This is a genomic window from Bacillus sp. NEAU-CP5 (genome assembly GCF_026420705.1).
Classification (GTDB): Bacteria; Bacillota; Bacilli; order Bacillales; family Bacillaceae; genus Bacillus; species Bacillus velezensis.
Map to the genome: position 1 here is coordinate 652472 of NZ_JAPMOV010000001.1, position 25033 is coordinate 677504.

24 protein-coding genes and 2 riboswitches are annotated in these 25033 nt (G+C 45.9%); of the genes, 10 read left to right on the plus strand and 14 right to left on the minus strand.

All coding sequences use genetic code 11. The features are described 5' to 3' along the window. Positions 1-57: 57 nt before the first annotated feature. Positions 58-1095 carry a hypothetical protein gene (locus OTK50_RS02570; RefSeq protein ID WP_088462224.1) on the minus strand — a complete coding sequence of 346 codons (1038 nt, stop codon included), beginning with the start codon at positions 1093-1095 and terminating at the stop codon, positions 58-60. 400 nt (positions 1096-1495) lie between these two features. On the opposite strand from OTK50_RS02570, the gene clpE reads away from it, so the two are divergent. The 3 genes from clpE (at position 1496) to motB (ending at position 5334) form a co-directional block, all read left to right on the plus strand. Next, complete coding sequence (gene clpE, locus OTK50_RS02575) at positions 1496-3592, plus strand: ATP-dependent protease ATP-binding subunit ClpE (protein WP_032874707.1); 2097 nt, start codon at positions 1496-1498, stop codon at positions 3590-3592. Positions 3593-3761: 169 nt separating this feature from the next. Further along, positions 3762-4577 (plus strand): flagellar motor stator protein MotA, encoded by an 816-nt coding sequence (gene motA, locus OTK50_RS02580; protein ID WP_007610974.1) that lies wholly within the window; start codon positions 3762-3764, stop codon positions 4575-4577. After that, the gene (gene motB / locus OTK50_RS02585) at positions 4549-5334 is read left to right on the plus strand and encodes a flagellar motor protein MotB (protein ID WP_003154685.1); all 786 of its coding nucleotides are present in this window, start codon (positions 4549-4551) and stop codon (positions 5332-5334) included. The genes motA and motB overlap by 29 nt, the downstream gene beginning before the upstream one ends. A 35-nt stretch (positions 5335-5369) precedes the next feature. On the opposite strand, the gene OTK50_RS02590 is transcribed toward motB, so the two are convergent. Next, positions 5370-5816, minus strand: coding sequence for a MarR family winged helix-turn-helix transcriptional regulator (locus OTK50_RS02590; RefSeq protein WP_003154686.1), 447 nt, complete (start codon positions 5814-5816; stop codon positions 5370-5372). A 198-nt stretch (positions 5817-6014) separates the two neighbouring features. Here OTK50_RS02590 and OTK50_RS02595 point away from each other — a divergent pair, with 198 nt between their 5' ends. Next, the gene (locus tag OTK50_RS02595; RefSeq protein WP_046559543.1) at positions 6015-7532 is read left to right on the plus strand and encodes an ATP-binding protein; all 1518 of its coding nucleotides are present in this window, start codon (positions 6015-6017) and stop codon (positions 7530-7532) included. Positions 7533-7742: 210 nt separating this feature from the next. Here the strand turns inward: OTK50_RS02595 and OTK50_RS02600 are convergent, their stop codons facing one another. The 6 genes from OTK50_RS02600 to OTK50_RS02625 form a co-directional block, all read right to left on the minus strand. Further along, positions 7743-8003, minus strand: a complete 261-nt coding sequence (locus OTK50_RS02600; RefSeq protein ID WP_003154690.1) for an aspartyl-phosphate phosphatase Spo0E family protein — start codon at positions 8001-8003, stop codon at positions 7743-7745. Positions 8004-8282: 279 nt separating this feature from the next. Then, positions 8283-8819, minus strand: coding sequence for a 1,2-dihydroxy-3-keto-5-methylthiopentene dioxygenase (locus OTK50_RS02605; protein WP_032874705.1), 537 nt, complete (start codon positions 8817-8819; stop codon positions 8283-8285). Between the two features lie 15 nt (positions 8820-8834). Further along, the gene (locus OTK50_RS02610) at positions 8835-9464 is read right to left on the minus strand and encodes a methylthioribulose 1-phosphate dehydratase (RefSeq protein WP_088462225.1); all 630 of its coding nucleotides are present in this window, start codon (positions 9462-9464) and stop codon (positions 8835-8837) included. Next, positions 9422-10126, minus strand: a complete 705-nt coding sequence (gene mtnX / locus OTK50_RS02615; protein ID WP_082997922.1) for a 2-hydroxy-3-keto-5-methylthiopentenyl-1-phosphate phosphatase — start codon at positions 10124-10126, stop codon at positions 9422-9424. Before mtnX ends, OTK50_RS02610 begins: the two co-directional genes overlap by 43 nt. Next, positions 10123-11337: a 2,3-diketo-5-methylthiopentyl-1-phosphate enolase gene (gene mtnW / locus OTK50_RS02620; protein ID WP_045207238.1), complete on the minus strand. Its 1215-nt coding sequence runs from the start codon at positions 11335-11337 to the stop codon at positions 10123-10125. The genes mtnX and mtnW overlap by 4 nt, the downstream gene beginning before the upstream one ends. An 81-nt stretch (positions 11338-11418) precedes the next feature. After that, a riboswitch (SAM riboswitch) is annotated at positions 11419-11518 on the minus strand. 36 nt (positions 11519-11554) lie between these two features. After that, positions 11555-12751 carry a pyridoxal phosphate-dependent aminotransferase gene (locus tag OTK50_RS02625; RefSeq protein WP_045207236.1) on the minus strand — a complete coding sequence of 399 codons (1197 nt, stop codon included), beginning with the start codon at positions 12749-12751 and terminating at the stop codon, positions 11555-11557. A gap of 91 nt (positions 12752-12842) precedes the next feature. Here OTK50_RS02625 and OTK50_RS02630 point away from each other — a divergent pair, with 91 nt between their 5' ends. From OTK50_RS02630 to mtnA, 3 genes are all read left to right on the plus strand, one after another. Further along, positions 12843-13622 carry a carbon-nitrogen family hydrolase gene (locus OTK50_RS02630; RefSeq protein WP_045207235.1) on the plus strand — a complete coding sequence of 260 codons (780 nt, stop codon included), beginning with the start codon at positions 12843-12845 and terminating at the stop codon, positions 13620-13622. Positions 13623-13714: 92 nt separating this feature from the next. Further along, positions 13715-13869, plus strand: a riboswitch (SAM riboswitch). A gap of 109 nt (positions 13870-13978) precedes the next feature. Beyond that, a complete protein-coding gene (gene mtnK / locus OTK50_RS02635; RefSeq protein ID WP_045207233.1) occupies positions 13979-15163 on the plus strand; it encodes an S-methyl-5-thioribose kinase in 1185 nt (394 codons plus the stop codon). Between the two features lie 6 nt (positions 15164-15169). Continuing rightward, positions 15170-16231: an S-methyl-5-thioribose-1-phosphate isomerase gene (gene mtnA, locus OTK50_RS02640; RefSeq protein ID WP_007610944.1), complete on the plus strand. Its 1062-nt coding sequence runs from the start codon at positions 15170-15172 to the stop codon at positions 16229-16231. A gap of 241 nt (positions 16232-16472) precedes the next feature. On the opposite strand, the gene OTK50_RS02650 is transcribed toward mtnA, so the two are convergent. Next, positions 16473-16970: a methylated-DNA--[protein]-cysteine S-methyltransferase gene (locus tag OTK50_RS02650; protein WP_045207231.1), complete on the minus strand. Its 498-nt coding sequence runs from the start codon at positions 16968-16970 to the stop codon at positions 16473-16475. Then, positions 16967-19186 carry a PAS domain-containing sensor histidine kinase gene (locus OTK50_RS02655; RefSeq protein ID WP_032874693.1) on the minus strand — a complete coding sequence of 740 codons (2220 nt, stop codon included), beginning with the start codon at positions 19184-19186 and terminating at the stop codon, positions 16967-16969. The genes OTK50_RS02650 and OTK50_RS02655 overlap by 4 nt, the downstream gene beginning before the upstream one ends. A gap of 255 nt (positions 19187-19441) precedes the next feature. Between OTK50_RS02655 and OTK50_RS02660 the strand changes: the two genes are divergently transcribed. Then, the gene (locus OTK50_RS02660) at positions 19442-20464 is read left to right on the plus strand and encodes an acyltransferase family protein (protein ID WP_045207229.1); all 1023 of its coding nucleotides are present in this window, start codon (positions 19442-19444) and stop codon (positions 20462-20464) included. A 41-nt stretch (positions 20465-20505) separates the two neighbouring features. On the opposite strand, the gene OTK50_RS02665 is transcribed toward OTK50_RS02660, so the two are convergent. The 4 genes from OTK50_RS02665 to htpX all read right to left on the minus strand — a co-directional run bounded on the left by OTK50_RS02665 (position 20506) and on the right by htpX (position 23850). Then, entirely contained in the window at positions 20506-20676 is a 171-nt protein-coding gene (locus OTK50_RS02665; protein ID WP_007610936.1) for a hypothetical protein, read from the minus strand. Position 20677: 1 nt separating this feature from the next. Further along, positions 20678-21352 (minus strand): DUF421 domain-containing protein, encoded by a 675-nt coding sequence (locus OTK50_RS02670; RefSeq protein WP_038457799.1) that lies wholly within the window; start codon positions 21350-21352, stop codon positions 20678-20680. A gap of 94 nt (positions 21353-21446) precedes the next feature. Beyond that, positions 21447-22799, minus strand: coding sequence for a TrkH family potassium uptake protein (locus OTK50_RS02675; RefSeq protein WP_007610933.1), 1353 nt, complete (start codon positions 22797-22799; stop codon positions 21447-21449). Between the two features lie 157 nt (positions 22800-22956). Then, a complete protein-coding gene (gene htpX, locus OTK50_RS02680) occupies positions 22957-23850 on the minus strand; it encodes a protease HtpX (protein ID WP_025284642.1) in 894 nt (297 codons plus the stop codon). Between the two features lie 147 nt (positions 23851-23997). Here htpX and OTK50_RS02685 point away from each other — a divergent pair, with 147 nt between their 5' ends. Next, positions 23998-24699: a DUF1836 domain-containing protein gene (locus OTK50_RS02685; protein ID WP_045207225.1), complete on the plus strand. Its 702-nt coding sequence runs from the start codon at positions 23998-24000 to the stop codon at positions 24697-24699. Between the two features lie 135 nt (positions 24700-24834). Further along, positions 24835-25029: an alpha/beta-type small acid-soluble spore protein gene (locus OTK50_RS02690; RefSeq protein WP_003154717.1), complete on the plus strand. Its 195-nt coding sequence runs from the start codon at positions 24835-24837 to the stop codon at positions 25027-25029. Positions 25030-25033: the final 4 nt, after the last annotated feature.

The window sequence follows — 25033 nt, forward strand, 5'->3', positions numbered from 1 at the left end:
AATGCCAGGAAAAAAGAAGGGGAATTCCCAAAAAATACAGACATTTTCCTTATATCCTTATTTTTCTTTCGGGATTTTTTTGCAAATTAATGCGCCGATGAAAGCGAGGCTCACATATCCAAACACCGGATAAACGGTGGAAATCAGCTGTCCGTAGCCGATTTGGCTGATAATGAAAGCAAACGCCAAAATGCCGCCGTAAATATATGTACTTCTTATATGAAGAAAACTGTTTAATTGTTTTTCCAATCCGTATAAATTGCCGATGACCGACGTAAACACTTCCCCGAAAATAATAAACAAATAAATGATATGAAGCGAACGCGAATACGAATAGACAACTTGAGCCATCGGAATGTCAAACTCCAGCACATCCGGCAGCACCGATAATGATAAAAAGCTCGCGGCAAGCACCAGTGTCAACAGAATGCCGCCTATATAAGCCCCCCTTCTGATCACCTTCTCTGAAGACATTTCATTCGCAAGCGGCACAAGGACGGCTTGGGCGAGCGATAAATTTAACGCGCCGTAAGAGACGGCGGACAAAAGCCAATTCCACTTGTCAGGCCATACCCATTCGTCCGCGTTTCTCGTGCTTGTAAATACAAATGAATCAGCTGTCACGATAAAAGAGAAAGAAATTAAAAGCGGCACAACCAATATATTGACGCCGAACACACCTTTAACGCCGCTTGTCATGACGGCAAAGCTCAGTACGATCGTCAGAAGGATCCCCGCTTGTGCGGGCCAGCCAAGCTGTTCATGAAACAGCGCTCCCGCTCCGGACAGCATGACAGAGGTCACTCCCAGCAATATAAACATCATAAACATGTTTACGGCGCGGCCGATGGACTGGCCGAATAAATATGTGTTCAATTCCTGATAAGATGCTGCGTGAATCCGTTTGGAAATGATCATGATTTTGGCGCCTAAATATGTAAACATCAGACCGCTTAACACGATACCCAACAGACCGATCCAGCCAAACTTCAGAAAAAACTCAACGATTTCCCGTCCCGTGGCAAAACCGGCTCCTACAACTGTGCCTACGTATACAAATGCAAGCTGACTCGCAGAACCTTTTGTTTGTCCCATTTCACCCTCCGGCTAAGCGCAGATTTGTCCAGGCCTTTATATATGCTTATGAGACAAGTCGCCTGAAAAGACGAACAAATCGCTCTTCCCCTGAGAAACAGATTCAGCTCTCTCCTCCAAGCAAAAATATTGAAAGAAAAAAAGGGCCGGCGTATACTCTTCATCAAGAAAGGTCAAAGTATTTCATTTCCTTTCTGACTATATTGGTCAAAAATAATCAAACCTCACGAATATCACTTATCATGCTGTAAACATTTATTTTTCGGGGTTTGAAACAAAACACTTGAAAGTCAAAGAAGGTCAAAGTATACTATTAATCAAAGAAGGTCAAAGTTAAGACCTTATTTTCTAATCCATTTGGTCAAAGATGATCAAACATTTTTCGAGGAGGTTTTGGCAAATGCGTTGTCAACATTGTCAGAAAAACGAGGCGACGATTCGCCTGAACATGCAAGTCAATTCCATTCAAAAACAATTCGTTTTATGTGAAACATGTTATACAGAATTAACCCGAAAACCGTCTATGAGCATGGGGCCGCAATCATTCGGATTCCCGTTTGAGCAAGGTTTCGCTCCCAATCAAAATAAACAGCAGGCCGGCCCTGAAAAAGGCCTGCTCGACGAGCTCGCTCAAAACGTCACAAACGGCGCAAAAGCAGGTCTGATTGACCCTGTGATCGGCCGCGATAATGAAGTGGCGCGCGTAATTGAAATTTTGAACCGCCGGAATAAAAACAATCCGGTGCTGATCGGTGAGCCAGGCGTCGGTAAAACGGCTATTGCAGAAGGCCTCGCGCTTAAAATCGCTGAAGGCGATGTGCCGAACAAATTGAAAAACAAAGAGCTTTACCTGCTTGACGTCGCTTCTCTCGTCGCCAATACAGGGATCAGAGGCCAGTTTGAAGAAAGAATGAAACAATTAATGAACGAATTAAAAGAACGGAAAAACGTTATCTTGTTCATTGATGAGATTCACCTTCTTGTAGGCGCCGGCTCTGCCGAGGGATCAATGGATGCCGGGAACATCCTGAAACCGGCGCTTGCCAGAGGCGAGCTGCAGGTCATCGGGGCGACAACGCTGAAAGAGTACCGCCAGATTGAAAAAGATGCGGCGCTTGAAAGACGCTTCCAGCCTGTCATGGTTCACGAGCCTACAATAGAACAAGCCATCAGCATTCTGGAAGGCATTAAAGATAAATACGAGAAATACCACGGCGTCACATTCAGCAATGAAGCGATAAACGCCTGTGTTACGCTTTCATCCCGTTACATTCAGGACCGCCACCTGCCGGATAAAGCGATCGACTTATTAGATGAAGCCGGCTCTAAGGCGAACCTGGAGCTTGATACCGTAAATGAAGAAGATGCGGCTGAGAGACTCAAAGCAATTGACGCGGAGAAAACAAAAGCGCTTCATGAAGAAAATTATGAGCTTGCCGCGAAACTGCGTGATGAAGAAGCGGCGTTGGAAAAGCAGCTGGCGCATGAAACACCGGCCTCTTCACCTGAAATCGGGGCGGAGCATATTCAAGCCATCATTGAACAGAAAACAGGCATTCCGGTCGGAAAACTCCAGGCTGATGAACAAGTCAAAATGAAGGAACTTGAAGAGCATCTTCATCAGCGCGTCATCGGTCAGGAAAAAGCCGTGAAAAAAGTGGCGAAAGCGGTCAGACGAAGCCGCGCCGGCTTAAAATCCAAAAACAGACCTGTCGGCTCCTTCCTCTTTGTCGGACCGACCGGAGTCGGAAAAACCGAGTTATCAAAGACACTCGCAGATGAACTGTTCGGTACAAAAGATTCCATTATCCGTCTCGATATGAGTGAATACATGGAAAAACACGCCGTATCAAAAATTATCGGTTCACCGCCGGGATATGTCGGACACGATGAAGCCGGGCAATTAACGGAAAAAGTGCGCCGCAATCCGTACAGCATCGTGCTGCTCGATGAGATTGAAAAAGCCCACCCTGATGTCCAGCATATGTTTCTGCAGATTATGGAGGACGGCCGTCTGACAGACAGCCAGGGCAGAACGGTCAGCTTCAAAGATACCGTTTTGATTATGACAAGCAACGCTGGAACCGGCGAAAAACAGGTGAAAGTCGGATTCCAATCTGAAGAGAGCGTCCTGGAAGAACAAACGCTGATTGATTCACTGAGCGCGTTCTTCAAACCGGAGTTTTTAAACCGGTTTGACAGCATTATTGAATTCCAATCCCTGAAAAAAGAACATCTCGTGAAAATCGTCAGCCTGCTTCTCACAGAGCTTGAAGACACATTAAAAGAGCGCGGCATCAGCCTGAACGTCACAGATGATGCGAAAGAAAAAATCGCTGAAATCGGCTACCACCCAGCTTTCGGAGCACGCCCGCTCAGAAGAACCATCCAAGAATTGATCGAGGACGAAATGACAGATCTCTTATTGGATGACAACGAAATAAAAGCCTTCCATGTCGTAATGGAAGAGGACGGCATCAAAGTCCGGGCACAATAAGAAAAAAGCGGTTCCCTCCTTGCGGGGAGCCGCTTTTTTGTTTCTTTCTCCATGCCGGAAGGGAGAAACTGTGAAGAATTCGGGAACAATTTCTCAATCACCCTAAAGTTCCATGCACTGCCACCGATATTAACCATAGAAAGCTAGTATAAAGGATTTGGTGAAAACTATGGATAAAACATCGATTATCGGTATCATCCTCGCCTTGATTGCTTTAAGCGTGGGCATGGTGCTGAAAGGGGTCAGCTTAAGCGCACTCGCTAACCCGGCAGCTATTCTGATTATTTTGTTCGGTACGATTTCTGCGGTGATCATCGCATTCCCCGGAAAAGAAATCAAAAAAGTACCTGCCCTTTTTAAAGTGCTGTTTAAAGAAAACAAACAGCTGACAATTGCGCAATTAATTCCTATGTTCTCTCAATGGGCGCAAATCGCCAGACGTGAAGGTCTGCTCGCATTGGAAGCAAGCATTGAAGACGTGGATGACGCATTTTTGAAAAACGGCCTGAGCATGGCGGTTGACGGACAAAGCGCAGAATTTATCAGAGATATTATGACTGAGGAAGTTGAAGCGATGGAAGACAGACACCAGGCCGGCGCAGCCATCTTTACACAAGCCGGCACATATGCGCCGACACTCGGCGTTTTGGGTGCGGTCATCGGCCTTATCGCCGCTCTTTCCAACATGAACAATACCGAGGCGCTCGGACATGCCATCAGTGCGGCGTTTGTCGCCACCCTTCTCGGGATTTTCACAGGATATGTACTATGGCATCCCTTCGCCAACAAACTGAAACGCAAATCAAAGCAGGAAGTCAAACTGCGTGAAATCATGATCGAAGGCGTTCTGTCAGTGCTTGAAGGACAGGCCCCTAAAGTGATCGAACAAAAACTTCTCATGTATCTTCCTGCGAATGAACGCGCAAAAGTCGCTGAACAAGAAGGAGAGACAAACAATGGCGAGAAAAAAGAAGAAGAAGCATGATGACGAGCATGTGGATGAGTCTTGGCTGATCCCGTACGCGGATTTGCTCACCCTTCTTTTGGCTCTGTTCATTGTATTGTTCGCCATGAGCTCGGTCGATGCGGCGAAATTCCAAATGCTGTCTAAATCATTTAACGCCGTGTTTACCGGAGGCACGGGTGTTCTTGAATATTCAAGCGTCACCCCTCCTGAAAACGAAAAAGACGGCGTTGATCAGTTAAAAAAAGACAAGGAAAAAGATAAAGAACAGAAAAAGAAAGAAAGAGAAGCAGCCGACCGCGAAGAACTTGAAGGCGTGCAAAAGCAAGTCAATCAATTTATAAAAAATAAAAAGCTTGAAACTCAGCTGGAAACAAAGCTGACTAAAGAAGGACTCTTAATTACGATTAAAGACAGTATCTTTTTTGATTCCGGACGGGCGGATATCCGTCAGGAAGATATTCCGCTTGCCAAGGAAATCTCGAATCTCCTTGTGCTGAATCCGCCGAGGAACATTATCATCAGCGGACATACGGACAATGTGCCGATTAAAAACTCACAATATCAATCTAACTGGCATTTAAGCGTCATGCGGGCCGTCAACTTCATGGCTATTCTGACAGAAAACCCGAAACTTGACGCAAAAGTATTCAGCGCCAAAGGTTTCGGAGAGTATAAACCGGCCGTGTCAAACAAAACCGCTGAAGGTCGCAGCAAAAACAGGCGCGTCGAGGTATTGATACAGCCTAGAAACGCCGCGACTGACCAAAATCAGTAATATAAAAAAGGAAGCCTTTCAAATGGCTTCCTTTTTTATTTCTGATGAAAATGTTTTGCGTTTAACCCCACTCTTTTCAGCATTTCCGTACACATTTCTATCTCTTCATCACTCAGCACACTGATCATTTCCTTAATTTCTTCAGCATGATCAGGGAAAATATCGTCCAAAAGACGGATTCCCTTTTCAGAAATCTGCGCGAAAGTCACTCTTCTGTCAGTCGGCGAGGCTTTTCTGATGAGAAGTTCTTTTTTCTCTAATTTGTCAACAACGTATGTAATACTTCCGCTCGCTAATAAAATTTTGTCGCCGATCTGCTGAAGCGGCTGGTTGCCTTTGTGGTACAGCAGCTCAAGCACCGCAAATTCCGTCGGGTTCAGACCGTGCTTATGAATATGTTTATTCATATGGTCGTTAATAGATCGGTACGCACGTGACAGTACAATAAATAATTTCAATGAGTTTTCTGTTTTATCCGTCATACATTCAATCATCCTTTTACAAAAGAAACCGTTACAGAGAAACATTAATAAACAAAATGAAAAATGTCAACAAAAATGTTTCCAAAATTTCTCTTCTTTTTGTCTGACCTTAATAAAATAATTTGTTTTTCTATCATTTTGGTTATTTTTTCTTATTAAAGAAGTATAAAGATGATATAATACCTCTATTCAAGTGTAATGTTGGAGCGATGCAGAGTGAATACATTTAAAGGTGCCCGGGGAAAGATCAAGCTTTATCTCATATTGGTGATCATCCCGGCACTTATTATCAGCTTTTTCATTTATGAAAAAGAAAAGCAGAAAATAGCCGATAAACACATACAGGAAGCCAGTATGATGCTCAACCTTCACCGCAATAAGCTCAATTATTTAATCGGTGAAACAAAAGCCCGGATGACAACACTTGCGATCGCTGTCGATAAGCCTGTCAATGAAGAAAAGATCATTGACATTCTCGATCAGGCTTTTGAGGATGAACCTAGATTCAGCGGACTGTATATGCTGAATTCCAAAGGTGATGTCATCGCAAGCACGACTGATCTGAAATCAAAGGTGAATTTGGCCGACAGACCATATTTTACGAAGGCGAAAAAGACGAAAAAAACGGTCATCACAAATGACTACTCCAGCAGAATTACAGGCCAGCGCATCTTCACGATCTGCGTGCCGGTGTTAGACGCAAAACGGGAGGTCACGGATTATTTAGTAGCCGCCATACAAGTCGATTATTTGAGAAATATGATCAATATGCTGAGCCCTGACGTTTATGTCAAGGCAACCAATCAGAATAAAGTGATATTTGCCAGCGGACGGGCTGATCAATCAGAAGGTGTGAAACCGGTCAGCGGCTATCTGGATGATATTAATTGGAATATCAATGTTTATCCGAAACCGGTTGAGCTGAATGAGCTGACCAAAAGCGTGCTGCTGCCGATGTCCAGTATTGCCGTGCTGCTGAATATTCTGTTCATTCTCGTTCAATATTATCTGCTTAAGCGCAAGACCCAGCTGGAGCGCGCTCAAAATGAAGCGCAGAAATTGGAGCTGATCGGAACGCTTGCCGCCAGCACCGCCCATGAAATCCGCAACCCGCTTACAGGGATCAGCGGCTTCATTCAGCTTTTGCAGAAAAAATACAAATCGGAGGAAGATCAGCTGTATTTCTCAATTATTGAGCAGGAGATTAAACGGATCAATCAGATTGTCAGTGAGTTTTTAGTGCTTGGAAAACCCACTGCTGAACGGTTGGAAGTGAACTCGCTGCAGGATATTCTTGATGAGATTATGCCGATTATTTATTCTGAAGGGAATCTGTATAATGTGGAAGTGAATGTGGAGATTCTCGTCAATCGGCCGCTCAAGGTCAACTGCACGAAAGACCATATTAAACAGGTGATTTTAAATGTCGCGAAAAACGCTTTGGAATCCATGCAGGAAGGCGGCCGGCTGTCCATCTATTTAGAAGCCCGCGATCATAAAGCAGTCATTAAGGTGGCCGACAACGGAATGGGCATTTCTGAAGATATGCTTGAACACATTTTTCTTCCGTTTGTAACGTCAAAGGAAAAAGGCACCGGCCTCGGCCTTGTCGTATGTAAACGAATCATGCTGATGTACGGCGGTTCGATTGACATTCAAAGCGAAGTCGATAAGGGCACAGAGGTCACCATTACCCTCCCTGCCGCTTCTCGATGAAAAAAACACCCTAGATCGGGGTGTTTTTTAATTAAAGAAGAATATGTGTAAGAGGATATACCAGAGGAACGGCATCATAGCCGGCAGATAGTACGAGGCGCTTCGTGAGCCGTGCCAGCGGAAAAATGTGCTGACTGTACGCGGTCATCTTTCGGATGCGGCGCTTGATCAGGAAGCGCATTCAGTCTTCGTTATCTGTTTTATCATCAATCATTTGTTTGCTTCATATGCAGGCATGACGTCACCGCGGGAGAACAAGCCTATTTTCTTCACAAGGCCCTGTATTCCTTGGTGATGTGTGCGATCACGGTTTACCAGCTGCTGATACGCGTTCATCAGACAGTCCAGTTCCTGGCTGTGCCTGATCGTGTCATATCCTGTAAACCCTTGCCTGTTAGCCGCATCTATCATCATTTTTCTTTTTTTATCAATAGATACAAGCAATTTTTCTTGTTCAGAATAACTGCCCATTCACTTCACCCCTCACCGCTAAAAGAATAGGAAACAAGTTTGATTGGGTTATTGAGCATTATTACAGATTATACTTTATTTGTAAACATTTTTTTACTAAATAACTTATTTTTTCATTTCGTATTGGAATCTTTGCATGAATACGAGAATAATACCCATTCGGGTAATGATATAAACAGAATGCGGCATATTCAAGATTTAAAAAACAGCCACAGCTGACTTTACATTACAATAAAAAACCTCTCATGCCGGCGGGGGCATGAGAGGTTCGGGCGTCTATCAGTTTTGCACACTTTCATTCTCGTAAATCGGCACCCAGCCCTCAGTCGTCACGAAGATTCGGATTGCGACGACCCGGCGGTCTTCCTGAAGCGTAAAGTAGTGGCGGATGTTCTCCGGAACTGAAATCAAATCTCCCGGATTTAAACGGACGTCGAAAAATGTGCCGTCTTTGCCTTGAATGACGAAGATGCCGTGTCCGCTGACGATAAAGCGAACTTCATCATCCGTGTGGTGATGTTCTCTTTGGAAATTTTTTAATAATTCATCAAGATTCGGCGTGGTATCTGATAAAGAAATGACATCCTGAGACTGATATCCGCGCCGGGCTGAAATGTCCTGAATCTCCGTGTCAAACGCCGCGAGAATCCGTTCTTTTTCATCTTCGGTTAGATCGAATTTTTCCGAAAGCCCAGACGGAAGTTTTTCAATGTTCCACTGCTCATAGATCACCTCTTGTTCGTCTAAGAAGCGCGCTACTTCTTCCTGTTTTTCAATGAGCGTATTCTTTTCGTCATGAATTCTGATGGTCGCCATTTTCTATTCCTCCTTTTATTTTACCAGCTGCGGACGAAGTGACAGAAGCTTGAGGTGACAGCTGAATAAAAATTCATAGGCTTCCAGCACCCTTTTCGCTTCAAATGCGGTCCGCCCCCATGCCGTAATGCCGTGATTGCGGATTAACACCGCGCCTGAGCCGGCGTCCGCATGGTGCGCGAAGTTTTCGGCCAATGCCGGGATATGCGCCGGATTGTCAATGATCGGAACGGTCACGGACGCGTTTTCCTCCCATAATCCGAGCGCCTTAATCATCTCCTGCCCCTGAAAAGTGATTTGTTTTTCATCCCCGTAAAGCTCTGAGATGACATTATTATTGACGGTATGGACATGCAGACAGCAGCCGGCGTCTGTCTTTTGGTATAAGTAAGTATGGAGAAGCGTTTCCGCTGAGGGTTTTAAAGAATGGCCGGTCTCAGCGGACTTCCCGTACTCATCGATTAAGAGAAAATCTTCGTCTGTTTCTTTTCGTTTGTCTTTTCCGCTCGCCGTAACGAGAAAAGTCAGCGGCCCGTCGGATACTTTGATGGAAAGATTCCCGCTCGTTGCCGGGAACCAGTCTCTTTCGGCCAGCTCGCGTTTTACCTCGGCAAGTTCGCGCCAGCGTTCTTCTTTTGCAGCCATGCCTGCACCTCCCCGATGTTTTCAATGCCTGTTTTCACCTCATGAAAATCTTGAAAAGGCAGATGCCGGAGGCCGAGTTCTTTGCATTCAGTCAAAAGATAATCTCTCGCAAAGCACATATCGGATAACTTTGCAGCCTCGACATCCGTGACCGAATCACCGATCATAACGAGAAATTTCTGCTGATCGGATAGCTTCCGGATGACTGACGGTTTGCAGCAGCCGCATTGATTGGTACAGTCTCCGTCACAGGCGTGCGGCCAGTCTATATGAATATATTCATTGTCAAAGGATGCATGATTGCAGAAAATCCGCTCCTTTTCTACGATCCCTTCCAAAAGCGGATGCACAAAAAAGTCCATTCCCCCGCTTACGATATAAAACGGGAGGCCGTTTGACCGGACAAACGAGACAAAATCCAAAAAGCCGTCCCGTATTTTCGCATCCTTCAGGATAAAGCCGGTCAGTTCTTCTTTTAAGCTGCTCGGCAGCAGTCCGAACATCCGTCCGACTCCTTCTTGGATTGATATGCTTTTAGACAGAACACCGTCTTTTATTTCAAGCCACTCAGGAGGCGCGAATTCTTTCATCATGCTGACAATGTTGTCGTTCATGGTGACCGTTCCGTCGAAATCACAAATAATCAGCGGCGTGCGGGTCATACGGCTTCCACCCTTCCCCATTTGTCTAATGCGAGCTGAAGATCTTTGCACGACGCGGCTTTTTCTTCAATCGGCTGCGCTTCAAGCACCGCATCAATGATGGCGCGGAACGCTCTTCCGCCGCCCTCGGCTCCTTTCGGATGCCCGTGAATGCCTCCGCCGGCATTGATGATGTGATCGATGCCGAAATCGCGCATCAATAATGGCACCATACCGGGGTGAATGCCTGCTGACGGGACGGCAAACGACGGATGAAAGACATCGTCTTTTACACATTCATCATGGATTGCAAGTGCGGACTCCTTCGGAAGAGCAACGGATCCGTAAGGTGACGGAAATAAACTGAAATCAGCGCCGCAATAGCGGTTCAGCTTGCCGAGCAAAAGCGCATGCGACAAGCCGTAAACGGGAGATGATGTGAACGCGCCGCTGACTGCCGGATGCGCCATGATCGGAAGCGGGATTTCCCTGTCTTCAGCAAGGCTCTGCATCACATCTAAACCGTAAGCGAACACATTCAATAAAAGCGCGTCCGCCCCGAGTTCTGCCGCGCGCCTCGCTTTATCCCGCAATTCAGCGGTCCTTCCCGTAAGGTTTACGGCATACAGCGTTTTATGCCCCGTCTCCTCCCGGGTTTCCTTCAAGACTTGTTTTCCTTCGATAATGCGGGTTTCAAACGGAGCCAGTTCATTTTCAAAGAAAATTTCGTCATCTTTAATCAGATCCACGCCGCCGAGCGCCTGCTGTCTGAGCTGTTCTTTAATGTCGGCGAGATCCCGTCCGATCACGCCTTTAAATATGCTCATCAGAAGCGGTCTTTCAAATTCGCCCAGCAGTTTGCGGATGCCGTATATACCGAATTTCGGCCCGGGAAGGGAGCGTTTAAACCCTTCGGAAAATTCAAGATCAGTCAATTTTATTTTTCCGTCCAGTGACAGCTTTCCGAATACCGTCGTCAGGACGGCCGGAATATCTCTTGAAAAGTTCGCCTCGGGATAGGCGATGGTGATGACGGATTGTGTTTCGTTTTCTGAGGTTCCTTCTTTCTCCTCAACTTTTACGACCCGCCCTTTATGTTTTCTGAGCTGTTCCTGCTTCACCAGAGGCAGGTCAGTCCAGGAGCCTACCGTCAGCCCCGTCGCAATCTGTTCCGCCCGCTTTTCACTGTCCGTTGTGTCTGTCAGAAGATATGTTGCCAATACTTCGCTCATGCGTGAACGCCTCTCTTTCTTTCGCAAAACATAAAAAAACCTCTTCCGTATGAGCAGAAAGAGGCTTCGTGTTATGTCCGAATCTTATCTCTCAGCTCCTGCTGCAAGAATTAGCACCGTGCTTTATCAGTCGGTTGCCGGGCTTCATCGGGCTCGTCCCTCTGCCTGCTCTTGATAAGAATAATGATTTTATAAAGTATTTTGAATTATCGCATTGTTATCCTGATATGTCAATGCTTTTTCGGGTGAAAAGATTCAGTTTCCCGATCCGTTCCGCAGCTTCTTTAAGTCTTTCTTCACTTGTCAGAAGACCGACTCTTATATAGCCTTCCCCCCATTTTCCGAACCCGTTTCCGGCAGCGACCGCGACATCCGCTTTCTCGAGCAGCAGATCTGAAAACGACTGTGACGTATAACCGTCAGGCACAGGGAGCCATGCAAAAAAGGAGCCCGCCGGAGCCGTCACATCCCAGCCAATATCGCGGCAGGCTTCAATCCATGCATTGCGTCTCGATTCATATCTGTCATTTTGCGTTGCGACGCATGTCTGATCCGCTAAAAGAGCGGCTGCCGCCGCCTGCTGCGCCGCGGGAAACAGGCTGACAAACATATGATCCTGATAAAGGTTGATCGCTTCAATGACAGAAGCGTTTCCGACGGCAAATCCGACCCGCCAGCCCGCCATATTATACGTTTTGGACAAGGTATAGATTTCGATTCCCGTCTCTTTTGCGCCTTCAGTCTGCAAAAAGCTCAGCGGTTTATGACCGTCAAAGCCGACGGCTCCGTACGCGAAATCATGAACGACACAAATGCCGTTTTGCTCCGCAAAGCCGACCGTCTCCTCGAAAAACGCCTCAGTCGCCACAGCGCCGGTCGGATTATTCGGATAATTGAGATACAGCAGCTTCGCCTCGCTCCGCACCTTTTCAGGAATTACGCTGTAATCAGGGAGAAACCCTCTTTCTTCTGTCAGCGGCATCATTTCCATTTTCGCTTTCGCAAGGGCGACGCCCGACCAGTAATCAGGATATCCGGGATCAGGCACCAGAATGGTATCTCCCGGGTTTAAAAGACATTGCGGAAGCTCAACAAGTCCCGCCTTGCCTCCGAACAGCACGGCGACTTCCGTTTCCGGATCAAGCGTGACCCCGTACTCCCTTTCATAAAATGCAGCGGCTGCTTTTTTGAAGCTGTAAGCGCCCCGGAATGATGAGTATTTATGATTTTCCGGCCTTTCGACGGCGCGCTTCATTTCTTCAACGATATGCTGAGGCGTCGGCTGATCAGGGTTTCCCTGCCCTAAATTGATGACGTCTCTGCCTTCTTTCAGCTTTTGATTCACTTTTTGCACCAATGATGCGAAAAATTGTTCCGGCAGCTGTTTGAGTACATCTGAGATTTCAAAGTTCATATTTTCACCTTCTAAAAATGTCTTGAAATGATAGTCCATCATCATATATGGTTAAATAAAAAAAGTAAAGAGAAACTTGAGGTGTTAAAAAATGAAATGGACCGTTTCCTGTTTGCAATTTGATATTTCATACGGAAATCCTTCAGAAAACTTTAAAAAAGCAGAATCTTTGATTGAGCAAGAAAGCCGCCATGCGGATGTAATCGTGCTTCCTGAGTTGTGGACGACCGGCTATGATCTCACACGGCTAGACCAGCTGGCGGATGAAAACGGCAAAGTTTCGGAACAATGGCTTAGAGAAACGGCAAAAACATACAACGTACACCTCGTTGCCGGATCTTTTGCGGTCAAAGAAGGCGAAAATGTCTATAACACCATGTACATCGCCGATAACAGCGGACAGATCGTGAAGCGGTATCAGAAAGCCCATCTGTTTCAGCTGATGGATGAACACCTTTACTTGGCAGCAGGAAACAGCGACGGTTCCTTTGAGCTTGACGGTGTCAAGTGCGCCGGGCTGATCTGCTATGATATCCGTTTCCCCGAATGGATCAGAAAGCATACGTCCCAGGGCGCGAATGTCCTGTTTATCTCTGCGGAATGGCCTCTGCCCCGCCTTGATCATTGGCGAAGCCTGCTTATCGCCAGAGCAATTGAAAACCAATGTTTTGTCGCAGCCTCTAACTGCACGGGGTCCAATCCCGATAATGAATTTGCCGGCCACAGCCTGATTATTGACCCGTGGGGCCGGATTTTAGCCGAAGGAGACCGGACGGAAGGCGCAGTCCGGGCGGAAATCGATGTGTCAGAAAGCGCGGACGTGCGGGAAGCCATTCCGGTTTTCCAAGACTTGCGGCGTGATTTATATTAATTTTCAAAAAAATGTTGACAAGAATATCCGGCACCTGCTAATATTTTCATCAACTGATTAATCCGAATTGTGATACAAATCAATATATTTTTCTCTTATCGAGAGTTGGGCGAGGGATTGGCCTTTTGACCCCAACAGCAACCGACCGTAATTCCATTGTGAAATGGGGCGCGTACATTTTGCGCCGAGACGATTGTCTCATAAGGCACGGTGCTAATTCCATCAGATGTTATCTGAGAGATAAGAGGCGGACTGCACTGTTTCAGCCTCCTTCTCTTTCAGAGAAGGAGGCTTTTTTTCGGGCGTATTCTCCGTCACGATCTCTTACTGCCACTACATAATTGGAGGGTAAATCCATGTCAGCAACTAAAACAAGTCTTTATGAACAATTAACAGAAAGCTCCGCCGCCGCGTTAGCCGTCAAGCTCGGCTTGTTCCAAAGCAAAAGCACTCTGACATGCCGTGAAATCGGCGACGGCAATTTAAATTACGTCTTTCATGTTTACGATAAAGAAAACAAAAAAGGACTGATTATTAAACAGGCAATCCCTTACGCGAAAGTCGTCGGTGAAAGCTGGCCGCTTACCATTGATCGGGCGAGAATCGAAAGCAGCGCCCTCATCCGCCAGGGCGAACACGTGCCGCACCTCGTTCCGGCCGTTTACTATTCCGATACTGAAATGGCCGTCACGGTTATGGAAGACCTCTCCCATTTGCGGATTTCAAGAAAAGGGCTGCTGGAAGGGCAGCGTTATCCGAACTTATCGGTTCATATCGGTGAATTTTTAGGGAAAACGCTTTTTTACTCATCCGATTATGCGCTTGATGCGAAAGTAAAGCAGCAGCTCGCAAAGCAGTTTACAAATCCTGAGCTTTGCAATATTACAGAAAGGCTTGTGTTTACAGAACCGTTTCTCGACCATGAGACAAACGATTTTGAAGAGGAGCTGCGCCCATACGCAGAAAAAGTTTGGAACAATTCCCGGCTGAAAGAAGGCGCTGACGAATTGAAAGCCATCTTTCTGAATTCCGCGGAAACATTGGTTCACGGCGATCTGCACACGGGAAGCATCTTCGCAGATGAACATGAAACAAAGGTGATTGATCCCGAGTTTGCTTTCTTTGGACCGATCGGGTTTGACATCGGCCAATTTATCGCCAATCTGCTCTTAAACGCCCTCAGCCGCGACGGTGACGACAGACAGCCGTTATATGACCATACTGCCGCCGTATGGGATACATTTGTGAAAACATTCAGTGAAGCATGGGAGAAAGACTGCCTGCCTTCCCGCAGACACCTGCTGGAAGACACACTGAAAAACGCGTTTGAGGAAGCGGTCGGTTTTGCGGGATGCGAATTGATCCGGCGCACGATCGGACTCGCCCATGTGGCTGACTTAGATGAAATCACTCCGTTTGACAAACGAATCGAACGGAAGAAGCTGGCGCTTGACATCGGCGCCTATTATATCGAAAACAGAAAAAAACTGAAGCATATCACCGAGGTTCTGGACCAATTTAAGCTCCGTGTAAAGGAATGATGCAGCATGACCAATGAATTTGCCATCCCCCGTTCTGTAGAATGGAAAGAAACCTACATTCGCATTTTAAATCAGCAAAAGCTTCCCGACGTCACTGAATATGCGGAACTTGAAACAAAGGAAGATGTATTCGACGCGATTGTCACGCTGAAAGTAAGGGGCGCCCCGGCCATCGGTATAACCGCGGCGTTCGGACTCGCGCTCTCCGCCAAGTCGTTTGAAGCCCGCGACCTTTCAGATTTCCGACGTCAGTTCGCGGATGTCAAAGCGTATTTAAACAGTTCGAGGCCCACTGCCGTCAACCTCGCGTGGGCGCTTGACAGACTGACGGATTCCATCAGGGATGCGATCTCAATCAATGAAGCGAAGACAACGCTCGTCCATGAAGCCATTCAAATTCAGATTGAGGATGAAGAAACATGCCGTATGATCGGCCAAAATGCGCTGCACCTTTTTAAAAAAGGCGACCAGATCATGACCATCTGCAATGCGGGCTCGATCGCCACAAGCCGGTACGGTACGGCGCTTGCTCCCTTTTACTTAGCGAAACAAAAAGACCTCGGCCTTCATATCTACGCATGTGAAACAAGACCCGTTCTCCAAGGATCACGGCTGACGGCGTGGGAGCTGATGCAGGGCGGAATTGATGTCACGCTCATTACCGACAGCATGGCCGCCCATACAATGAAGGAAAAACATATTTCTGCAGTCATTGTCGGCGCTGACAGAATTGCAAAAAACGGTGATACGGCCAACAAAATCGGAACGTACGGCCTCGCTATTTTGGCAAACGCCTTTCAAATTCCGTTTTTTGTGGCCGCACCGCTTTCGACATTTGACTTGCAGATTGAAAACGGCGATCAGATTCCGATTGAAGAAAGAGATCCGGATGAAGTCAGACAGATCTCCGGCATACGCACCGCTCCCGAGGATGTTCCGGTCTTCAATCCGGCCTTTGACATCACACCGGGCAGCCTGATTTCCGGCATTATAACCGAGAAAGGAATTGTGACCGGTTCTTACACGGAAGAAATTGAACAATTATTCGCTGACTGCCAGCTGAGCTGAAAAACCGCTGATGATGTTGCCTCAGGCAATGTCAGCGGTTTTTTTGTCTGCACAATGTAATCACTTCATCTTTTTGGACGGCTGTAATGAGATGCATTTTAAAAAACAGTTCTGCATAACCGGCTATCTTTTGCGGGCGGCTCATTTTCATCAGGCTTCGTCCTCCTTTTTCATCAGACCAACTTTTTTCACTTAATAAAATGATATGTCGGACGTAAAAAAACGGAACGTGCCATACGCTTTATTTTTCTTTATAGGATATTTGTTCGATGTTCAGCAGCACCGCTTTTACATCCGTCTTCGTGCCCGCGTATCCCGTTAAGGCGCTGTTTTTGCCGATTACCCGATGGCACGGGATCAAAATCGGCAGCCGGTTTCGTTTATTGGCTTGTCCGATGGCGCGCACCGCTTTCGGTTTTCCGATCGCTTCAGCCATATCGCCGTAGCTTCGGGATTCCCCGTAAGGAATCATCGTCAGCGCGTTCCATACTCTTTCCTGAAAGGGTGTGCCTTTTTGTCTCAGAGGCAGAGAGAATTGCTTTCTTTCTCCTGAAAAATATGATGTCAGCTGCTGTTTCGCCTCCGACAGCAAAGCGGTTTCGCACGGCTTTGCGCCGGGCGCGTCTTTCCGCCATTCCTCGAAATCTTCCCCGGTGAGAAACAGGCCGGTAATAAAGCTCTCTTCCTCTGTTACGATGACGGTCCCAAACGGCGCTCTCACACTTGTAAAACAGATCATTCCCCGCTCCTTCTTTCTTCCGTATTCTGCCGGACCGGAAGCGTCAAATGAAAAACGGTGCCCTTCCCTTCTTCACTTTCCACATGAATGCGGCCCTGATGCTCTTCGATGATTTTATAACTGACCATGAGGCCGAGGCCCGTTCCCCTGTCTTTTGTCGTGTAAAATGGTTCACCCAGACGTTTTAATTTGTCTTCGGAAATGCCTGTTCCTTCATCTTGAATAGAAATCAAAATGTGGTCTTGATCAGAAGACTGAATGGTCACGTAGATATTGCCGCCGCCCGGCATGACTTCAATTGCGTTTTTTAAAATATTGATAAACACCTGTTTTAATTGATTCGGTTCACAGTAAATCGGCGGGATGTTTCCGGTCAGGTTCAGATGGATCTGCACATTGACAAGATTGGCCTGGGCATTCAAAAGATCAGCCGTGTCTTTCATAATCTGCGTCACGTCTTTTTCTTCATATAATATCGCCTGGGGTTTCGCTAAAATTAAAAATTCAGTGATGATAGACTCGATGCGTTTTAATTCTGAGGTAATGACGTTAAAGTACAGAGAATATTCACCTTCAATGCTTCCTTGAAGAAGCTGAATGAACCCTTTCAGCGCCGTCATCGGGTTTCTGATTTCGTGGGCGATGCCCGCCGCCAGCTCCCCTACAACATGAAGAGTGTCGGATTTCCGCAGCCTCTCTTCAAGCTCTTTGGCCTCTGTGACATCTTTAAAGATGGCCAGATTCATATTTTGAATGATATTTCTTTTGAAGGAGAATTCCAGTTTGCGGCTGTCGCTGCTGCTTAACAGGAAGGGGATTTCATTATCCATTCCTTCTAAATCAATCTTTCTGGCGGGAACACCCGCGTTTTCAATATCAAATAAAGAAAGAATATCTGGAACGGTGTACGCTCTCAGCTCCTCATCCGGCATACCGAGTATACGGCTTGCGAGAGGATTCGCGTCAATAATGCGGAATTGGTTGTCAAATAAGACCTTGCCGTCCATTGAGCCGTTGAATACTTTTCTGAATTTCAGCTCGCTTTCCCGCAATTCTTTTTCCATCCGCTTACGATCGCTGACATTTCTTAAAATGGTTAAATGCTGACCTTCAAGTATGGTTCGTTTTGATGTGAATTCCAGCTCTTTAAATTGGCCGTTTGCCATCTGAAACAGCATCTCTTCACGGATTTCTCCGTATTTTTCATATTTTTTCTTAATCTGCTTATATTTTTTCTGCGGATCAACGATAAACGTACATAAATTCCGCTCCACCAGCTTATCCATCGGCAGTTCGAAAATGCGGCACGCCGATTCGTTTGCTTTGGCAATCTTTCCGTCATCAGACCAAATGACAATCGCGTCCATGGCGTTTTCAAAAATTTCGCGGAATCGCTCTTCGCTTTTAAAGAGTTTCAATTCCATCAATCGTTTCTCTGTTATGTCTCTCATAATAGACATGTAGAACCCGCTGATTAAGTTGGACGTAATCGTAAATTCAAACAGCTTCTCTTCGCCGGACCGAAGCTTGACAGGCAGTTCTCCTTTGGCGTTTCCTTTTCTGCGGAGGGTTTCCCAGATTTCTTTCAGATGCTTTTTGTTTTCTCCGTCGGTAAAATGGCGGAGCGACAGATGGGACAATTCATTCTGGCCGATCTCAAAGCTTTTGCAAAAAGAGAGGTTCGCATCAATAAACCCGCCGTCCTTATCAAACAGCACGATGCCGTCGACAGCCCTGTCAAACAAATCTTTAAACAGCTGCTCGTTCATGGAGAATTCGCGCTCTAATATTTTTTTAGAGGAGATATCCCTCATCACCACAAAAAAATAATCCTCCCCAATTCCGTCTCTGGCGAGGAATTCAATGTATTTCGTCGCGCCGCTGTCAAGCTTAATCGGCACCTCTTTCCACAGATGGCCTTTTTTTAAAAACTTTTTCACGGCCTTATTCAGTTCTTCCTGAGGCACGGAATATAAAAAATCCAGGACGGAGCGGTTAATGAGGCTCTCTGCCTCAATCTGCATCATCCGGGCCGCAGCCTCGTTCGCCTGGACGATTTTCATTTCCTTACGGCATATAAAAATGGCATCAAGCGTGTTATTCATAATCACGTGATACCGGTTCAAATCACTCTTCAGGCGGTCATTTTCCTCTTTCATCCGCTTCAGCTGCTCTTTCAGCGACTCTTTTGTTTGCAAATCCAGAGTTTCAGCCATTCAGTACACTCCTTCTTCAAAAACCTATCCTTCAATATTTCTACAAAATACCTCATCTTCCTTCATTCGCCCTATACATTTCAGAAAATTTCAATGATATGACAAGTTAAAGTCTTTTTCTACGATCCTTACCTCCCCATTACATCATCCTAACAATCCCTTTTGTCCTCCTTCAATTTTTTATTTTTTATTTTAAAATGAACAACAACAGGAAATAATCATGCAGTGGATGATTTTTGAAGAGAAGGTGATGCTATGACAAAATCGCGAGACAGTTACTTTGACAACGCCAAGTTTATCTTGATTTTTCTGGTGGTGTTCGGCCATATCCTCCGGTCATTTATTAACGGAAATGAGTTTATGCTCCATCTCTACAAATTCATTTATACTTTTCATATGCCGGCCTTTATCCTGGTTTCCGGCTATTTCGCAAAAAACTTTAAGCGGAAAGGTTATGTGAAGAAGCTGGCTGTGAAGCTGATTATTCCGTACTTGATTTTTCAGGGCATTTACTCAGTTTTTTACTATTTGATTCAGGATGAAAGCATGACAAGCGTCAATCCGATTGATCCGCAGTGGTCTCTCTGGTTTTTAGTCAGCTTATTCTTTTGGAATCTGCTGCTTTATCCTTTTACAAAGCTGCCGAAGATGTGGGCGCTTGGGGCGAGCTGCGGGCTTGCCGTCATGATCGGGTATCTTGATTTTATCAGCAGCACGCTGAGTCTTTCACGGACGTTTGTCTTTCTTCCGATGTTTCTCGTCGGGTTTTATTTAAAGAAACAGCACTTTGATTTGCTTCGGGCTAAAAGAGGCAGGCAGATTGCCGCCGGCGTACTGGGGATTGTTTTCCTGTTATGCTGGTGTATTGATTTTGATTACTCGTGGCTGTTCGGATCGGAGCCTTATTCCACATTCGGCACAGTGTCGCTGTTGAGCGGTCTGTCGCGCATCGGCTGGTATGTTTTGGCCTTTGCCGCCACTTTCAGCTTTTTGGCGCTCGTTCCGCAAAAGCGTTATTTCTTTACGAAATGGGGTACGAGAACGTTTTACGTGTACCTGCTGCATGGATTCATTATAAAAACGCTGCGGCAGATCGGGCTTGAAGATCACTTGTCTGATTATCAGAATTTAGTCATGCTCTTAATTTTAACGGCCGCTCTTACGTCCATTCTCTCCAGCAACGCGGTGAAAACGGCCGCACAGCCGTTTATTGAGCTGCGGATAACCGGCTTGCTTGAAGCGGTGAAAGGAACAAGAAACGGTGCTTATTCGAAATAATGCAAAATACCTCTTAAGCGTTGCCGCCTAAGAGGTATTTTTTATTGTTTGCCGTCTTCTTTTTTCTTTGGCTTCGTCTGTTCAAGCGTTTCAATCCATTTTCCGGCGTTATAATCACCGAGCTCGCTTGCAAACTCTTCTTCAAGCAATTTAGGGTCCATCGGCTTTTTATGGTTTTGCATGTCTTTGCTGTGGCGGTTTTTTTTCGTCATGTTACTCGCCTCCTTGTTTGCCGTGTTTTGATTTGCGGTTTGCGCCTCTCAGTCCGGGATCACCGTCATATTGTGTTTTGTATGCATCTTTGTCCATGCTCTCAGTCGGTGTGTTGTTGTTGGTCAAAGCTTCATTCTTTGCTGCTTTGCGTTTCATTTGATTTCCTCCTTCTGTCAGCAAATCTGTTTTGAATTCATCAAGCATTTTTTTCAAGTCGCGCACTGTCACGTTTTTGGCCTCATCAATGAGTTCATAGCCGATCTGTCCGTTCGGCTCAAGCAGCACATATTTAAAATCTTGAATGTCTCCGAGGCCTTCCTGCCTGATCCTCATTGACAGCTGAGCTTCGGTAAAACGCATTTTTTTTAAATTTTCCGGGATGATTTTTCCGTTTCTGACAACAGCGACGGTTTTTCCTGAAAATAAAAACTCAAAAAAGCTTGATTTGATTTCTAAATATTCCATCAGGATTAATACCGCAATAAAAATCGCCGCCGCGAAAATGGTTTCCCGTAAATTATGTTCAATAAACGGCTGAATAATAATCGAGCCGATCGAAATCATGATGACTGTCTGGGTCACCGACAGCTGGCTGATTGATTTCCGTCCGGCAATCCGCAATAAAAAGGTACCGACCGCTATCATAACTACCGACTTCCAAAATACGGCAAACAATGACGTCACCTCTTTACAAGTAGAATCTCCAAAGAAACTGTTTCCACTCATCCATTTTACGGCAATAAAAAACACCGCTTTCTAAAAAGCGGTGTCAGCCGATAATCATTCTTTCCTTCGGATAGTGATAATTTGCTTCGATTTCTTTTCGGCCGATCAAATAAAGGAACGTCAAAATGCCGATCCGGCCGATAAACATGACAATCATGATCACACATTTTCCGATGTCGCTTAAATGCGGAGTAATCCCAAGCGACAGGCCGGTCGTTCCGAATGCGGAACACACTTCAAAAAGCAGTCCGAGGAGCGTCTGATTTTTCTCCGTCACGGATAGAATCAGCGTCGATCCGAACACGAGCAGAATCGCCATCATCGTGACGACCAGCGACTTCATGACATCAGCCTGATGAAGCTCGCGTTTAAAGACCTTGACCGCTTTATTCCCCCGGGCAAAATGAAACAGGGCAAGCAGGTTAAGCGCAAATGTCGTCGTACGGATTCCGCCGCCGACCGAGCTCGGTGATGCGCCGATAAACATGAGGGCACAGATGAAAAATAATGTCGGCGCCGACAGCTGGCTGATATCAATTGTCGCAAGCCCGCCGCTTCGCGTAGCGGTTGATTGAAAGAGACATAAAAATAAAACATCATGCCAGCTTTTCCCCTTCATGACATGGCTTGCTTCAAGCGCGTAAATGCCCACGGCTCCGAACAAAACGAGCATTCCGAACGTAACGGTCGTAATTTTCGTAAACAGCGTGAATGAGTATCTGCGCTGTTTTGAAAACAAAAAGTCTTTTACTTCTACGAGCACCGGAAAACCGATCGCACCGAAAATAATCAAAAGCATCGTAATAAACTGCACGAAATAGTCATGTCTGAACGGGACGAGTGAATTTCCCGTAATATCAAAACCGCCGTTTGTCGTGGCGCTGACGCTCGCAAAGAATCCGTGCAAGTACGCCTGTTCAAACGAATCATAATACGTTAAAAAATATGTTCCTAAGATGATGCCGCCTAAAAACTCGATTAATAAAATCAAAAACAGCACTTGCTTCATCAGGTTGACGATACCGGAAAACTGCGATTGATTCTGATCCACCATGATGAGCTTCCGTTCCCGCAGACCGATCCGTTTGCCCATAATGAGCCAGACGAATGTTCCGAGCGTCATGATGCCGATTCCGCCGAATTGAAGCACGAAAGCCAAAATGACAATCCCGGCCGTGCTGAATGTATCAGCCGTGTTGACGACCGTTAAACCGGTGACACTGACTGAGCTGACAGCCGTAAACAGCGCGTCTATAAACGACCAGCTGGCCCCTTGTTTGTGGGCGGCCGGCAGACTTAGCAAAATAAATGCCACCGTTACAGCAAGAAAATAATATAATGCAATCAGCTGTGCAGGCGACAAGATCTGTATGAATTTCTTCAGTTTTAATTTCATAAGATAGTTCCTTCTGCCTCTCAAATGTAGTACGTAATTATTCTAATGATATTGGGAGAATTTTTAAAGGTCTTTTAGAAAGATTTTTCATTACCTTATGTAATTTGCCGATCTTTAAACAAAAAACCTCTGAAACGATTGTCAGAGGTTTTGTTGATTATTTTGCTTCCAGCCTGCGGATGCGCTCATCGAGATCAGGGTGTGTGGAGAACAGTGACGAATGCTTTTTGCCGTTAATTTTTAACGTCTGCACCGCCGTCTGGTCCTCTTCATTCACATGTCCTGTATAAGACTTCAGCGTACGCAGGGCGTGAATCATTTTATCCTTGCCGGCAAGGTCTGCACCGCCGCGGTCAGCGTGAAACTCTCTATGGCGCGAGTAGGCGAAGACGACAAGACTGCCGAGAATGGAAAAGATAATCTGAAACACGATCATCGCGATAAAATGAACGACCGGCGCGAGGTCTTCTTTGACAAAGCGGCTTGCAACCCATGCCGCGATTCGGGAAAGGAATACGACGAACGTATTGACGATTCCCTGCAGCAGCGTCATCGTGACCATATCACCGTTTGTGATGTGTGCGACTTCATGGGCAAGAACCCCTTCCACCGCAGCATCATCCATCTGCTGCAATAAACCTGAAGAAACCGCGACAAGCGAACGGCGCTTAGAAGGTCCGGTCGCAAAAGCATTGACCTCCGGGGAATGATAAATACCGACTTCAGGCATTTTCGTCATCCCTGCGGCACGGGCCAATCTGTGCACACGGTCAACCAATTGCTGTTCTTCATAGCTGAGCGACTGTTTCTTCGGATTTAACACCCGGACGCCCATCATCGTTTTGGCCATCCATCTGGACATTCCGAGAGAAATAAAAGAACCGACAAAACCGACGACAAGACTGAACACGAGCAATGCCATCAGATCAATGCGGCCATTTTGTATATACGAGCCGACACCGGTAACGCTTGTAATAATCGTAAGCACAATTCCGATTGTCGTAATGACCAAAAGGTTCGTTAAAATAAACAGAAATATTCTTTTCGCCATAATTACCTCCGTCTTTTTTAAGATCAAAAGAACTTATTTACTTAAATTATAAATGATCTGTTTGAAAATGCAACAATTTCGACGTATGATGTTAATGTAATTCTCATTGATATTAGAAAGTAACACGTAATCAATCAGAGGTGAACCATGAACACGTTTAAACTGACCCGAACTGATATGGTCCGGCTTCTTTACGCGTTAAAAGGCCAAGGAGACGCAACCCCTCTCCAAATCTTATTGCAATCAGCGGATATGACCTTGGATGAAGCGGAAAGCCGTCTGCATATTCCTGAATTTCTGACGAGATTCGAACGAAAAAAAGAGAAAAAGGAATACGGGCTTTCAACTAACGAGATTGTCGAGCTGGGAAATCTGTGCGAGCTGACGTCTTTAAAATCAACCGCCGTCCAAAACTGGGTGAAGCGCGATATTAAAGATTTAATCGGCCACCCCTTACTCGGCAAAAAATATACAATTGAACAAGCTGTCATCCTTCTCATTGTACGTGATTTAAAATCAATTTATGACTTCGAACATATACGCGGCATATTAAAAATCGCTTTTAACACGATCACAGACAGATCAGATGACATCATCAGCCCGATCAGCTACTATGAAAGCTGCGCCCAAGTGATTGATTATCTTCATCATAAGGCAAACCCGCCGATGAAGGAAACGAGCCTGCAGGAGCTCGTCGAAGAGCAGACGGACAAGCTCAAAGGCTGCTTTAAAGAACTCGGAAGCGGACAATGGAACAATATCAGATCCATAATCGCCGTCACGGTGCTCTCCGTTTTGACTTTCCATATTCAAGCCTCAGCCTACAAAATGATCAGCCATTTATTATAATTCATAACGCTTCTTCGCCCCGGTGTCTGCGCCGGGGTTTTTTTGCTGTACAACAATTGCCAGCATAATCAATACCGTTCCGTTTGAAACTAAAATGCGAAAACACATCTTGCCAGAGAAAAGGAGATGAAAAAGATGGCGAGCAGAAATAAACTCTTAGTTCCAGGGGCTGAGCAGGCACTTGACCAATTTAAATACGAAGTGGCTCAAGAATTCGGCGTGAACCTTAGCTCTGATACAGCAGCACGCGCAAACGGCTCTGTAGGCGGGGAAATGACAAAACGTCTTGTACAGCAGGCTCAATCACAATTAAACGGGAAAAATCAATAATGCA